This window comes from Streptomyces sp. M41(2017), from assembly GCF_002078175.1.
Classification (GTDB): domain Bacteria; phylum Actinomycetota; class Actinomycetes; order Streptomycetales; family Streptomycetaceae; genus Streptomyces.
This window is the reverse complement of the sequence record NZ_MWFK01000002.1, coordinates 265,844-278,477: the sequence shown is the minus strand read 5'-3', so window position 1 is coordinate 278,477 and position 12,634 is coordinate 265,844. Positions and strand designations below refer to the sequence as shown.

The window sequence follows — 12,634 nt, the reverse complement described above, 5'->3', positions numbered from 1 at the left end:
GTTCCCGCACACCCTTGGGCCCCTCATGGGCGCCGCCTAGGGTGGGTGCATGCCCCGCCGTCTATGGGTGCCGCCCGAGCCGTACGACCTGGCCCGCACACTGCGGGTGCTGCGCCGCGGCGCGGGCGACCCGACCTGCCGGCGGGAAACGGACGGCACCTGGTGGCGCACCTGCCGCACACCCCACGGCCCCGCCACCCTGAAGATCACCGAGCACGTCAGCCCAGCCGACGGAACCGTGATCGCCAGTGACGCCTGGGGGCCCGGATCCGACTGGACGATGTACGCCCTCCCCGCCCTGCTGGGCACCGACGACGAACCCGCCGCGTTCGTACCCCGCCACCAGGTCGTCGCACGGGCGCACCGCAAGCACGCCGGCCTGCGCCTCGCGCGGACCGGGCTGGTCATGGAATCGCTCGTACCGACCGTGCTGGAGCAGCGCATCACCACCGGCTCCGCCCACTACGCCTGGCGCCGACTCCTCACCCGCTACGGAGAACCGCCGCCCGGGCCCGCACCCGACGGGATGCGCGTCATGCCCCCGCCGCAGGTGTGGCGAATGATCCCGTCCTGGGAATGGCACCGCGCCGGCGTCGACCGCGCCCGAGCGACCACGATCCTGCGCGCCTGCCACCACGCCCCGCGCTTGGAAGAAGCCGCAGCCATGACCCTGCCCGACGCCACGGCCCGCCTCCAGCTGATCCCCGGCATCGGCCCCTGGACCGCGGCAGAGACACTGCAACGCGCCCTCGGCGCACCGGACGCCCTCACCCTCGGCGACCTCCACCTGCCCGTGCAGATCGGCTACGCCCTCACCGGCCGCCGCGACGGCACCGACGAGCTCATGCTGCAGCTCCTCGCCCCCTACCCGGGACAGCGCCACCGAGCGGCCCGCCTCATCCTGCTCGGCGGACCCCTGCCCGACCGGCGCGCACACCGAGCCCCGCACAGCCGGATCGCACATCTGTGACGAGGCGACCAGCGCTCTACGTGACCGTCGCGGGCAGCTCCGCGACGAACCGGGCAAGGTCAGACGCTCGAGGTGGTACGTGCGTAGGTAGGAATCGCTGGTAGTGGTCCGCGACGCGACGGCGCAGTTCCGCCTCGGCCGGCTCGGCGCTCCCGACGTCGATCGAGACCTGATGAGGCGCGCCGCTCATCCGCAAGGGCCGGGCCTGGGAGTCGAAACCGCAGACGAACTCGTCGGGCATCTCCCAGTACGCCTCAGCCGACGCCCTGTCGGGCAGGACATACATATGGTGGTCGTCATCGAAGATAATCAGGGGGCCTGTCGGCATCGTCATTCAGGGAGTATGACCTTCCCTGGCTCGGGTGTTCATCGCGAGGCCTGCTCGAACTCGCGGCACGGCTATACGGATTGGGGGGTGCCCAACTCGTTGTGCCCGCCCGGACGTGGTGGTGTCGTTGGGCGCGGTGAGCGGCGCCTTCGCCAGATACAGCCGCGCGTCCAGCACCTCGGCGACGGCGGCGCGGCCGGACGCCTGCGCCGCGCATGCAACAGGCAGACCAGGGAACTCCTCGGGCAAGGCGTGGCTGGTTGCAAACCCCATGGGGTCTGTCGCGTCCAGGCTTCCCCGGTTCGATTAGCAGCCGGGGAAGCCGCCCCGCCGAGGCCGGTCAGTCGAGGCCGCCGTGGTCGACGGTGAGCCGGGCGACCTCGCGAAGTTTGATGTTGTGGTCCTGTGAGTAGCGGCGCAGGACGGCGAAGGCGTCGTCCTCGCTCAGACCATGGCTCGACATGAGCAGCCCCATCGCCTCCCCGATGAGCCCACGCGTTTCCACCGCTTGTTCCATCTGCGTGAGCTGACGTGCGCTTGCGAAGGCGACAGCGGCGTGTGAGGCCAGGAGCCAGCCGGCGGTCTCGCTGTCCTCGTCGAAGGCGCCGGGCTGGTGCGAGTAGAGGTCGAGTGCTCCCAGGTCCTGCTCGTTGGTGTAGAGCAGGAAGCCCATCATGCTGCCGATCCCGAGCGCACGGGCCTCGGGCGCATAGTTCTTCCAGCGCGCGGTCTCACTGGTCAGGTCGTGGATGCGGAAGACGGGGTGACCAACCTTCGCGGCGTCGAAACAGGGTCCCTCACCGAACCGCTCCTGCAGGTGGTCACTGTCCACGACCAGCGAGTCGGTGGGCGCCAGAGTCTGCGCCCTGCCTCCGCTCAGCCGCAGTACGCCGGCGGCCTCACACCCGGGCACCAGGCGGACCGCCGTGGAAGTGATCGCGTCCAGCGTCTCCTGCTCGGAGTCCTGGCTGAGCAGGCCACGCGCCATCGCGGCCAGTTCCACCGCGAAGTCGCGCCAGTTCATCCTGCGTCCTTCCTCGACACTCGGTCCGACGCTGTACCGACACCGCACAGTGCCACGTCTGGGTCGACATCCTCCCCTGCCGACCTGGAGCGGCACACACGGGGGCGACCTGCTCGACTGACGACCCCGCCATAAAGGCAGAGTCACGCAACCGCGAATCTACGCTGGGGCGTACCCTGCCAGCCCCCGCCGCCGGGCGGGTTCTGCTGGACGCACGGCGCGGCGGCGCGCCATTCCCGAACACCGCCTGGGGGATACGTGATGGAGTGGGGAACGCTGGTCGCCACACTGGGCGGCGGTCTGATCGCGATAGCAGGCACGGTGCTGGCCGACCGCCTGCGCACCCGGCAGGAACACCGCCGCGGCCTTCAGGCGCGCCGCCGGGACGTCTACGCGGAGTTCATCGCGGCCGCCGGCGTGGCCCACACCGATCTCCGCCGCCTCGCGCAGAACGGCGCCGAGGTGACCGACCTGGAGGAAGCAAGCCGTCTGGCGCTAACGGACGCCCGCATCTACGAGGTGCGCGAGCGCCTCTTCCTTGACGCCAGCCCCCGGATCGCGCGAGCGGGCCAGACCATGTTCGAACGCCTCCGGGCCCTGCGAAGGGCGGTCGCAGCGGGCGCCGGTATCTCGGCCCCCGCGTTCCACGACATCTACCACCCCTACCTGGACGCCGTCTGGGCCTACCGCGACGCCGTACGCAACGAGTTGGAGGGCCACGCTCTCTCCCCGACCGACTTCGGCTGGTCCGCCTGGGACGGCCGCGAGCGCTGCCCACAATGCGGCTGCACACGGTCCTCCCTCGCCACGATCCCGGTTCACCTCTTCGGTGATACCGGCACGCCACCCGCAGGCTGCGGCATGGTCAGTGCCGGCGCCCAGACCGGCGACACCGAACAAGGCGGAGGCCTGCCACACAGGGGCGGTCGGCGTCGTCCTGGACGACGGCACGGTTGCTCGGCCCGTCTACTTCGACGCGCGTTCGGGTAGCGGCGGTCGCCCGGTGGCGGAGCGGAGATATCCGATCCGCAGGGACGTCAGCAGGTGGCGAGCAGGAGGGAAATCACCCTGCAGGTCGCCGACGATGTGTCGTTGGAGGGGTTGGGATCGTTCGGGGACGAGGTCGTGCGTGCCGCTTGGACCGTGATCTGTCCGAGGCTGAGCAGCGACAGTGGAAGCTTGAAGTCGGCCGTGACGGACGTACTCGGGGGAATGTTCGCGAACGCGCAGACGACCGTGTTGCCCGTGGCGGTGCAGCCGGGTGAGAGTCCGGTCGCGGAGACTCCCGCGGGGAGTGTCGCGGTGACCTTCGCCGAAGTCGCGGTGCTTGGACCGGCGTTGTGCACGCTCAGCGTGTAGCCGATGGCGCCCGGGAGCAGAGCGTTGGCCTTGGCCTTCAGCGCCACGGCGAGGTCCGCCTTCGCTGGGCGTGCCACGCCCGACGTGATGCCAAGAGGCGTGCTGCCGACGCCGCCGAAGCGGGAGGTCACCGTGTTGGTGGCGAGCGCGACCACCGACACGTCGCTGCTGCCGCTGTTGGAGACGTAGAGCTGGTCGCCGCCCTGCTGGAGCGCCATCTCCCATGGATACTGACCGACGGCGATCGTGGCGGTCACGGCGTTGGTCGTCGTGTCGATCACGGAGACGTCGTTGCTGAAGTAGTTGGCGACGTACACGCGCGAGCCGTCAGGCGACACGAGCACCCCGTGCGGGCTGAGGCCGACGCCGATGGAGGCGGTCACCGCTTCGGTGGCCGTGTCGATCACGTAGAGCCTGTTGTCGCCGGCACTGGAGACGTAGGCGTGCGCGCCGTCCGGCGCGAAGGCGACCGCGAGTCCGCTGCTGTTGCCCAGTCCGATGGTGGCCGAGACCGTGTCAGTCGCGGTGTCGATCACCGACACCGTGCTGCCGGAGTTGGTGACGTACACGCGCGAGCCGTCCGGCGACACCGCGAGTCCGCGAGGACTCCCGGTGACCGGAACGGTGGAGGACACCGTGTTGGTGGCCGTGTCGATTACCGACGCGCTCGCACTGCCGGCGTTGGCGACGTAGACCCGGGAGCCGTCCGGGGTCACGCCCAGCTGTTCCTGGTTCTTGCCGGTGGCGATCGTGGCGGTCACGGTGTCGGTGGTGGTGTCGATCACCGACACCTTGCTGTTGTTCCTGCTGTAGTCGGAGACGTACGCGCGGGTGCCGTCCGGCGCGAGCGCCACGGAGCGAGGAGCGCCGCCGACGGCGATGGTCGCGGCCACCGTGTCGGTCGCCGGGTCGACCACCGACACGGTGCCGCTGCCGTATCCGGCGATGTAGAGGTATGGTCCGGACGGGACGGCCGCAGCCGGGCCCGACGGCACCGCTACCACCGCGACGGCCGCCAGTACCAGTGACGACAGCGCGCCGGTCGCACGACGCTTCCAGCGCCCTAGGCACGGGACCGCTCTGATGCGTCTGACGCCGACCGCCCGGACGTGCTCACGTCGCTGACCCCTGGACATCGCTTCCCCCTGACGCACCGGAGGCCCGCCGCGTCGCGAACGGGACCCGCTGGGTGGTGAGTTGACCTGCCCCGACAGGAACGGGAACACGCTACGTACCGTGGCAGAGCGCGTACAGACGGGTGCGAGAGGTGCGGGGTGCACGCGGGGAGTGCGTGCGGGTCGTACGCCGGGGCGTAGCAAGCCGTGGACGCCCCGGCGCCCGCAGAGCGTGCTGAACTTCCAGTTAGTGAGTAGAGACCAGTAAGTGTGTGACTTTGCCTATGTAGTGGTGTTGATTCTGGTAATCTGTAGGGGAGTTGAGTACCAGGGAGGGTGAGTGAGCCAGTCGCCAGGGGCGCCGAGGCCGACGTCGGCCAGTGACGCCCGCAGGGATCTCTACGGCCTGGTCAAGAGTGCCGTAGACGAAGGGATCACCACGCTGATCCACAAGTCGAGCGGCAAACAGGTCGAGCGTGTTCTGCTGGCCCCGCTGGACCGGTTCCCCGCTGCCCGGAAGACCGGCGCCTTTCCCGTCTGGCCGCTCAGTGCGGCGCAGAAGGAGTTCGGCACCCTGATCAGTCGGGCGGCCGGGGGAGAGCCCCAGGTCCTGCGCCGGAACAGTACGCCGATCGCCGTCCTGCTCCCCGCCGATCCCAACGAGCTTGCCCTCTCACCCGACACGGCCGCGCCCGAGGGCGCGGCAACCGCAGGAGGCGCGGTGCCCAGCCAGCCCACTCCCACCCGTGAACGCGGCCGCCGCCTCGCCACCCTCGGTGACGCGATCGGCGCCGTCCTCGCCACCGGATCAGCCCCCGGCCTCTCCTTCGGGCTCGCGCGGCTGGACGAGGCGACCGGTGGCCTGCACCCGGGCCGCCTGGTCCTGGTCGCAGCCGAACCCCAGGTGGGCGGCAGCCTGATCGGCCTCGCCGCCGCCCGCGCCACGCTCGTCCGCAACTCTCGTGTCCTGTACGCCGCCTCAGGCCCGAGCAGCGCGGACATCACGCGCCGCATCATCGCCGCGGAGGCCGGCGGTGACTACGCCCGCCTCAAGACCGGCGTCCTCACCCGGGATGAGCAGGAAGTGGTCGAGCGTCTGCGTCACGCGCCGCTGCTCATCGACGATGGCAGCGACCTGACCGCCGAGGCCATCGCCGACACCGCGCCTCTTGCCGACGATCTGGCCCTCGTGGTCGTCGACCGGCTGCAGCGGGCCCACAATCCGCGCCTCCCGCTTTCCGGCGAGCACCTGTCGGAGGCCAGCCAGATCCTGCGGGAGCTGGCTCGCTCGCAGAACGTGCCGGTCCTCGCGGTACTGGACACCGACGACCCGGCCGTCGTCAACCTCCTGGACGCCGACGTCGTCCTCACCCTCACCAACACGGCGGGCCAGCAGGTGACGAGCGTGAGTGTCGCCGAACGCGACCTGGGCATCATCGCCACCACCAGCCTGCGCCCCGACCTCGCCCACGCCCGCTTCCTCGACACCACCCCCACACCCAGCCCCAGCCCCGCCCCGGTCACTCCCACGGCTGCCACCGGTACGGACGCGGCCGTCGAGGCGCTGCCGGAGACCGTGGGTACTGCGGCGGACCGTGAACTCGCGGACGCGGCGCTGCCGTTCACCTCCGGCGTCGTCAAGGGACTGCCCGCGGAAGCGACCCGTCTCCTCTCGGCGCTGCGCACCGCACTTGCCGACGCGCACGTGAAGGACCTCGACGACCTCCACGCCCCGCTCGCGGAGCTGGCCGCGGCAGGCCTGCAGACGCCCGACAGCGTCGAAGGCCGCCGTCTCGCCGCCGCACTGCACGACTTCAACGCCCCCACCCCCGCCTCCGCAGCGACTCAGACAGGTGCTCCCGCTTCGGCGGGCGCCGTCACGCCTGTCGCCGAGGACGGCGATACGGGGCGCCGGGATGACGATGACGGTCTGGTTCCGGGGGATGAGGACGACGAGCCGGAAGGCGCGGTCTTCCCGGCCCTGCGGATCCTGAAGGAGTCGGTGGCGCGGTCGAAGATGCATCCGATCCCGGTCATCCGGACCGAGGACCGGGAGGCCGGGCCGTGGCCGCTGGTCAGTGAGGACATGGACGGTGAGCCCGGCTGGGTCCACCCCGAGGTCACCAGTACCCGCGTCGCTCACGAGCGCAACGGCAAGCGGGTGCGGCGCGACCGGCTCGACGTGCCCGCCTCGTTCGGCGACGGTCTGATGTGCCTGATCGACCGCAACGGCTCCTTCCCCTCCGCCTGTTCCGCGGTCCCCCTCGCTCCGAACAAGCTCCTGCACACCGGTCCCCTGGATGTCTTCGACAAGAGCCAGGCTGGCATCTACCAGATCACTGTCCCCGAGTGGGACTACCCCGGCATGCCGCACCCGCTCGGCCGCCTTGAGGAGCGGCCCGACGAACAGGGCCGGGTATGGGTGACCACCCCGCACATCAAGATGCTCGAACGCCTTCACCGCGACGGCCACCTCACCGACCCGGTGACCATCCACGATTCGTGGACGGGCAAGGCCAACGAGTCCCTGTTCAAGCCCTTCTACCAGGCCACCAAGGACGCCCGCACGGAGCTGATCCAGGCCAGGGGAGAGCCGTACAAGAACTACAAGACCCGCCTGTCCATCGCCCTGCGTCTGCTGTGGCCAAAGCGGCCCGAATCGCGGTCGCCGTTCTGGCGGCCGGACTGGCGCATGAGCATGGTCGCCGAAGCCTCCGTCCGCCACTGGTTCAGCGCCTTCAAAGCCGTCCAGACAGGCCACACCCTCATCGCCCTACGCAACGTCGACGCCGCGATCTTCTGGGTCCCCGACCAGACCGCACCCGACACGTACCGGGTGGGGACCGGGTTCGGCGAAGTGAAGGCCAAGTTCATCCAGCCCGGCACGTTCATCCCGGAAGGTGACGACTGATGGCCGGCCCCACCGGCCGCGGAGGCTCCCTCGGCGCCGCCCTCAACGACCTCCTGCGCACCCAGGTCACCCCACGCCACCGCCTGTCCACCTACAACGCCCAGCACTGGCACGCCCAGCTCAGCCAGCTCACCGGCACCCGCCGCGGCTACGAAGCCCTCGATACCGCCGGCCTCGACGTCCGCCCCGAGACCCTGATCAAGTGGCTGTCGGACCCCGAGTACAACGTGCGCCGCAGCTACCGCGACCTCATCCACACCGCCTACGAAAACGTCGCCATCGTGGCCGCCGAGCCCCTCACCGACACCGTCAAAAACGGCACGTACGAGATCAGCGGCCTGGTCAAGACCGGCGCGGACGAACGCGAACGCGGCAACCGCCGCGCCGCCCCCCTGCGGATCGACGCCAGCCGCGGCGACTGGACCGACATCGAGACCCGCTGGCTCGCCGGAGACCTGCGTGACGACGACCTCGAAGACCTGTTCATCGACGAGATCATCGTCTCCGACATCGGCGCCGGCACCGACGGCTGGGAGTTCAGCGGGAGTTCGTACACCGTCGAACTCCGCTGAGGACCCGGACTGACACGGCCGAGGCGGCCCGGCTGTTGTCGTGCACGGCAGTGGCGTGGATCTGCCACCGTGGGCCGTGTTCGCGCCCACGGGGGAGCACATCGCAAGACGAGGCGATGGGGCAAAGCATGACGGACGACGAACTTATCGAGGCGGTGCGGGCAGCCGTCTTGGACCGCGCCCTGCCGCCGCCCGCTTCACCCGCAGACGTTGCATGCGGTGAGGCCAGTATGGGCATGGCGTTTCCGCCTTTGCTGCGGCGCCTGTATCTCGAGGTCGCCGACGGCGGGTTCGGTAGCTGGCCCGTCCCGTCGGTGACCGACAACGGCGAGTGGTTCAGTGACGAACCGGACATCATGGAGGCTCACTGCTAATGGGCTTCAATCCGGTGAAGCCGCCCGGCGTCGCTCCGCTGATGGGCCGTGGTGCGCCATGTGGACGCTGGTTGACTTCACGACCGAGGAAGGACGGATCTGGGACTGGGACCCCTACACATGCTGTGCCCTGGCCCCACACTGTCGCTCAAGGAATGGCTCGCTGGATGGCTGGACGGAGGGATCGAGCCCGGCCCCTACCCGCACTTCCGTCTACATACCGAGGACTGTCCCAGCGAGCACGGCACGGTCGTCCGGTCAGTGGAGGAGCGGGAGCCGCAGGAGGAGGCCAGTGGCCGTCCAGCTCACCGCGATCAGCCGCGACGGTGACGATCCTCTGGCCACGCCGCCGACCCGTGCCGACGGCCAAACTCCCTCGCCCGCTGCGTGAAATGCCGACGCAGCCACGTCATCCACAGCGCCAACGGCGTGACAACAAGGCCCATCACCAACGCCATCAACCAGCCCATGCCGCTTCCTGAGAAGCGCAGGGCAACCACGACAACCACGTAGAGCGCCGCCACAGTCAGGACATCCCGCGTTCTTTTCGTGAGCTTCATCTGGGCCGCATACCCCGCATGCCTACTTCTGTCGCTCCCCAGCCTGCCGCCGCGCCCACCACCAAAAGATCAAGGACCAGGAGATCGCCCAGAAGCCGGCAGCGAGCAGTGACACCCCCCACGGTTCATGCCGCACCAGCCGCCAGAACATCACCATGACACCGAACCCCACCAACGCAGCCGCCATCGACCTCCACCACAGCTTCATCTCCGCCAACTACCCGCGCAGCGACCGCTGATGACCGCCAGGTGACGGTCCGCTCTGACGGCGTTCGTCGCGAGCTCGCTGACTACCAGCAGGACATCCTCCGCCGCCATCCGCTGCTGCGGGTTGGCTTCGTTGAACCCTAGGGGCTCTGGCACAGCTTTTGTGGGGCATCAGCAGTGGCAGTGCACTCGTACCAGGATCGTGTCGTGGGGCAGCTGCGCCAGGTATGCCTCGCTGCCCGGCCAGACACAGGGCCCGGGGGGTCCCCACCACCCACCTGCGGATCACCTTCTTCATGCAGTGGCTCCTCTACATCTCGGGCCTGATCCGCTACGGCCGCTACGCCATGCCGTTCGACGCCGACAGCCGCTTCGCCCCCATCGCCGGCCGCGACATCTCGCTCACCGCAGCCAAGATCTTCACCGACCCGGCCAAGCACGCCGGCCAGACCTACGTCCTGACCGGCCCGGCGGAGTACAGCCACGAGGAGCTCGCAGCCGAAGTCAGCCGCGTCCTGGGCAAGGACCTGGAGTTCGAGCACGTCACCGTGTCGACCTTCCTCCACCTCATCGGCATCGGCGACGACCTGCCCAAGCTCAAGCACTTCGAGGCCGTCACCATCGACCAGCAGGAAGGCCGCCTGGCGGGCATCAGCGACGACGCCCCCACCATCATCGGCGAGCGTCTCGCCACCGTCGAAGAGTTCATCAACGAACACCGCGCCCTGTTCGAACTCGAATACAAGGCCGCCTGACCCTCAGCACCGCAGACCAGGCCGCGCCCCGGCGGGGGCGCGGCCTGGTCTGCGGTGCGAAGCGCAACGCGCTGCGGCGCCGTCCACGGTCGGACGGCGCCACAGCGCGTGCCTGACTACCGGTACCAGTACTTGACGCCGCGGTGGTGGGAACAGGTGCCGCGGAAGTGGGCGCTGTAGGAGTAGCTGTTGTCCTTGCACTTCGCGGTCGCGCCGCGCGGGTGGGAGGAGTTGGCCTTGCAGACGCCGGTGGTGTGCCGGGCGCACGAGGCCGCGACGGCATCGGTCGCGACGGCCACCGGTGTCAGCAGCGCGCCGGCCATAACGGCTGCGGCCACGACGCCGCGGAAGGTGGTGAGCATGAGAATCCCCCTCGATGATCGGAAGGAGACGATCATGGGCCGGTCACCCTCATCGCCAGGTTGTTCCGCGTAGTTGCAGACCAGACCGTGACAGTCGTAGCCGGTGTGTCACAAGACGTTCGAGGCAAGCGAACTTCCGTACGACGGCTCGACACGAGGCCTCACAGCAGCGCGACTCCCGTGGCCAAGCGGATAAGACGGGCGCGGGCACGGTCCGCAGCAGTCACGATCTCGGGCTAGGACTTGCTGCGCCGGTACATCACCACGGCGACGATCGCCATCGGCACAGCGAAGAGCAGCACCTGCACCCACGTCGGGACGAAGTCCGGCGCCCGTCCGCCCACTGCCGTCACAATCCACTCGCTGCTGGTCATGGCCCTTCTTTCCCCGCGGTGTGAGCAACTGCGTCTGAGCCCGCGTGCCCCCGTACCAGCGCGCCAGGCCTTCAGGTGCCGCGGAGCTGGTTCACCTCTTCGGTGATTCCGGCGTGCGACCTGCCGTGGCTGCGGCATGGTCGTGTTCGGCGCCGCGGGCATGGCGGCGCGACGCGGTTGGGAAGGGGCGGGGCTGTGGGGGATGGCGAGCGGGAGACGTGGACGACGGAGGAGTTCGGGTCCTGTCACACCGGGGCGGTCGGCGTGGTCCTGGACGACGGGACGGTGCCGCGGCCCGTCTACTTCGATGCAAGCTCGGGTGGTGGCGGCCAGGCGGTGTCGCAGTGGAGCGTCTACGACGGCCGCCCCCGGCAGGGCCCGCGCACGGCCGCGCTGCGCGCGGTGTGCTCCTGCGGCTGGAACGGGCCCGAGCAACGACTGGACGGGGAGGAGATCGGCGACCAGGACCTCCAGACGGCGGGGGCGGGTGCGGCGGACACGTGTATGCGGGACTGGGACGCGCACACCGTAGACGTGGAGCGCTCGGCCGTGCCGCTCCCGGAAGCCGTCACGGTCCTGCTGGAGCAGTTGGAGGTCGAGGTGGAGAAGCTGGCGAAGTCGTCGCCGCTGGCGGCGATCCGCGCCGCGCGGCATCTGGAGGTCCTCGCGGCGCAGACCGCGTACTGGCCGGCCCGTGATGCCCGCAGGGACGCCGACCCCGGGCAGGCCGCCGCGGCGCTGGGCCTGGACGAGAGCGGGGCGCGGGCGTTGCTGGCCCGCTTCGGCCGCTGGAGCCCCTCCTCCTGAGGCCTGAGGAGCGAAGCCGCGCCGTGGAAGCTGGAGTTGTGCCATCGTGGGCCGTGCGTCTGGTCCGTCGCTCCCCCCGTGGTGACGGACCAGACCGTTCCTGTTGGCCGCCGAGGGCGACCGGCTCACCGAGGCTCCGGCTTGGGGTCGAGAGGTCAGGTCCGGCGGAGGCAGGTGGCGGGGATCTGTCCGCCTTGGACCACGCGCCAGGTTGAGCCGGTGCGGCCGCACTTGCGGTAAGCGGGGCCGCTCGGTGTCCGGGCGACCGCGGCGGTGCAGGAGGCGAGGACGTCGCCGCGGTGCAGTTATGGGTCGACCGGGCTGTCGGGCCGGGCCACTGGGCCCTCGTTCCACGCGGGACGCCGCACGCCGACCGTCCGCCCCGTGACCGTGTACGTGGTCGTACAGGCCGCCCCGGACCGGGCAGGAACGGCGGCCGAAGCAGCCGGGGCCTCAGCCCGCCGGCAAGGACAGTCACGGCTGCCGCGGAGGTCGTCAGTCGTCGGATCAGAGCCTTAGGAACAGGTACAGCGCCATGAAGACCGCCGCGGCGACTCCGAGGGCCGGCACAAGTCCCGGGTAGAGCACGGCGAGCAGTCCGGCGAACGCCGTGCCCATCAGGAGCAGGGCAACAGAGTGACGGTCGTCGCGCGGTTCGTTGGACATTGTTGGTAGTCCTCCTGCGGAGTTCGAATCGAAAAAGGTGTCCCGTCCCGGACAGATCGAGAGCGGTGACAGCGAGGCGAGTGGCCAGCTCGAACGCGCATGACGGGGACCGTGCCGGTGTGAGGGGTAGGCCGCACAAGTGGCCGCTGTCAGTGGGGGAGGTCGTCCCAGACGAGGACCATCTCGCCGACGCAGAACTCGTTAAGGAGGGGGTACCGGGTGAAAGCGGACAGGCACTGAGGTATAAGCA

14 protein-coding genes are annotated in these 12,634 nt (G+C 69.8%); 7 read left to right on the top strand and 7 right to left on the bottom strand.

Annotation, left to right across the window (positions count from 1 at the left end; translation table 11 throughout):
* Positions 1 to 49: 49 nt before the first annotated feature.
* On the top strand, positions 50 to 970 hold the full coding sequence (locus B0675_RS26940; protein ID WP_081222209.1) for a 3-methyladenine DNA glycosylase: 921 nt from the start codon (positions 50 to 52) through the stop codon (positions 968 to 970).
* Between the two features lie 16 nt (positions 971 to 986).
* On the opposite strand, the gene B0675_RS26935 is transcribed toward B0675_RS26940, so the two are convergent.
* A complete protein-coding gene (locus B0675_RS26935) occupies positions 987 to 1,304 on the bottom strand; it encodes a hypothetical protein (protein WP_081222208.1) in 318 nt (105 codons plus the stop codon).
* A 334-nt stretch (positions 1,305 to 1,638) separates the two neighbouring features.
* On the bottom strand, positions 1,639 to 2,322 hold the full coding sequence (locus tag B0675_RS26930) for a GAF and ANTAR domain-containing protein (RefSeq protein WP_081222207.1): 684 nt from the start codon (positions 2,320 to 2,322) through the stop codon (positions 1,639 to 1,641).
* Between the two features lie 261 nt (positions 2,323 to 2,583).
* Between B0675_RS26930 and B0675_RS26925 the strand changes: the two genes are divergently transcribed.
* The gene (locus B0675_RS26925) at positions 2,584 to 3,312 is read left to right on the top strand and encodes a CchlQ (protein WP_241540010.1); all 729 of its coding nucleotides are present in this window, start codon (positions 2,584 to 2,586) and stop codon (positions 3,310 to 3,312) included.
* A 47-nt stretch (positions 3,313 to 3,359) separates the two neighbouring features.
* Here B0675_RS26925 and B0675_RS26920 read toward each other — a convergent pair whose 3' ends face one another.
* A complete protein-coding gene (locus B0675_RS26920; RefSeq protein ID WP_081222206.1) occupies positions 3,360 to 4,676 on the bottom strand; it encodes a beta-propeller fold lactonase family protein in 1,317 nt (438 codons plus the stop codon).
* A gap of 460 nt (positions 4,677 to 5,136) precedes the next feature.
* Here B0675_RS26920 and B0675_RS26915 point away from each other — a divergent pair, with 460 nt between their 5' ends.
* The 3 genes from B0675_RS26915 to B0675_RS26905 all read left to right on the top strand — a co-directional run bounded on the left by B0675_RS26915 (position 5,137) and on the right by B0675_RS26905 (position 8,653).
* On the top strand, positions 5,137 to 7,707 hold the full coding sequence (locus B0675_RS26915; RefSeq protein ID WP_081222205.1) for a type II toxin-antitoxin system prevent-host-death family antitoxin: 2,571 nt from the start codon (positions 5,137 to 5,139) through the stop codon (positions 7,705 to 7,707).
* On the top strand, positions 7,707 to 8,279 hold the full coding sequence (locus B0675_RS26910; RefSeq protein WP_081222204.1) for a hypothetical protein: 573 nt from the start codon (positions 7,707 to 7,709) through the stop codon (positions 8,277 to 8,279). Before B0675_RS26915 ends, B0675_RS26910 begins: the two co-directional genes overlap by 1 nt.
* A 128-nt stretch (positions 8,280 to 8,407) precedes the next feature.
* Positions 8,408 to 8,653 carry a hypothetical protein gene (locus B0675_RS26905; protein ID WP_143661119.1) on the top strand — a complete coding sequence of 82 codons (246 nt, stop codon included), beginning with the start codon at positions 8,408 to 8,410 and terminating at the stop codon, positions 8,651 to 8,653.
* Positions 8,654 to 8,967: 314 nt separating this feature from the next.
* Here the strand turns inward: B0675_RS26905 and B0675_RS26900 are convergent, their stop codons facing one another.
* Positions 8,968 to 9,213 (bottom strand): hypothetical protein, encoded by a 246-nt coding sequence (locus B0675_RS26900; RefSeq protein WP_081222202.1) that lies wholly within the window; start codon positions 9,211 to 9,213, stop codon positions 8,968 to 8,970.
* 434 nt (positions 9,214 to 9,647) lie between these two features.
* Here B0675_RS26900 and B0675_RS26890 point away from each other — a divergent pair, with 434 nt between their 5' ends.
* A complete protein-coding gene (locus B0675_RS26890; RefSeq protein ID WP_347110052.1) occupies positions 9,648 to 10,175 on the top strand; it encodes an NmrA family NAD(P)-binding protein in 528 nt (175 codons plus the stop codon).
* Between the two features lie 116 nt (positions 10,176 to 10,291).
* Here the strand turns inward: B0675_RS26890 and B0675_RS26885 are convergent, their stop codons facing one another.
* Positions 10,292 to 10,537 (bottom strand): DUF3761 domain-containing protein, encoded by a 246-nt coding sequence (locus B0675_RS26885; protein WP_107482852.1) that lies wholly within the window; start codon positions 10,535 to 10,537, stop codon positions 10,292 to 10,294.
* 236 nt (positions 10,538 to 10,773) lie between these two features.
* Positions 10,774 to 10,911, bottom strand: a complete 138-nt coding sequence (locus B0675_RS41530) for a hypothetical protein (RefSeq protein WP_179165446.1) — start codon at positions 10,909 to 10,911, stop codon at positions 10,774 to 10,776.
* A gap of 195 nt (positions 10,912 to 11,106) precedes the next feature.
* Here B0675_RS41530 and B0675_RS26880 point away from each other — a divergent pair, with 195 nt between their 5' ends.
* Positions 11,107 to 11,718 (top strand): hypothetical protein, encoded by a 612-nt coding sequence (locus tag B0675_RS26880; protein WP_179165445.1) that lies wholly within the window; start codon positions 11,107 to 11,109, stop codon positions 11,716 to 11,718.
* Between the two features lie 507 nt (positions 11,719 to 12,225).
* Here B0675_RS26880 and B0675_RS41525 read toward each other — a convergent pair.
* On the bottom strand, positions 12,226 to 12,384 hold the full coding sequence (locus B0675_RS41525) for a hypothetical protein (protein WP_179165444.1): 159 nt from the start codon (positions 12,382 to 12,384) through the stop codon (positions 12,226 to 12,228).
* Positions 12,385 to 12,634 lie beyond the last annotated feature (250 nt).

Excerpts from the sequence above, each read along its gene's own strand:
- B0675_RS26940 (WP_081222209.1), top strand. The coding sequence starts at position 50 with ATGCCCCGCCGTCTATGGGTGCCGCCCGAGCCGTACGACCTGGCCCGC.
- B0675_RS26935 (WP_081222208.1), bottom strand. The coding sequence starts at position 1,304 with ATGACGATGCCGACAGGCCCCCTGATTATCTTCGATGACGACCACCAT.
- B0675_RS26930 (WP_081222207.1), bottom strand. The coding sequence starts at position 2,322 with ATGAACTGGCGCGACTTCGCGGTGGAACTGGCCGCGATGGCGCGTGGC.
- B0675_RS26925 (WP_241540010.1), top strand. The coding sequence starts at position 2,584 with ATGGAGTGGGGAACGCTGGTCGCCACACTGGGCGGCGGTCTGATCGCG.
- B0675_RS26910 (WP_081222204.1), top strand. The coding sequence starts at position 7,707 with ATGGCCGGCCCCACCGGCCGCGGAGGCTCCCTCGGCGCCGCCCTCAAC.
- B0675_RS26905 (WP_143661119.1), top strand. The coding sequence starts at position 8,408 with ATGACGGACGACGAACTTATCGAGGCGGTGCGGGCAGCCGTCTTGGAC.
- B0675_RS26900 (WP_081222202.1), bottom strand. The coding sequence starts at position 9,213 with ATGAAGCTCACGAAAAGAACGCGGGATGTCCTGACTGTGGCGGCGCTC.
- B0675_RS26890 (WP_347110052.1), top strand. The coding sequence starts at position 9,648 with ATGCCTCGCTGCCCGGCCAGACACAGGGCCCGGGGGGTCCCCACCACC.
- B0675_RS26885 (WP_107482852.1), bottom strand. The coding sequence starts at position 10,537 with ATGCTCACCACCTTCCGCGGCGTCGTGGCCGCAGCCGTTATGGCCGGC.
- B0675_RS41530 (WP_179165446.1), bottom strand. The coding sequence starts at position 10,911 with ATGACCAGCAGCGAGTGGATTGTGACGGCAGTGGGCGGACGGGCGCCG.
- B0675_RS41525 (WP_179165444.1), bottom strand. The coding sequence starts at position 12,384 with ATGTCCAACGAACCGCGCGACGACCGTCACTCTGTTGCCCTGCTCCTG.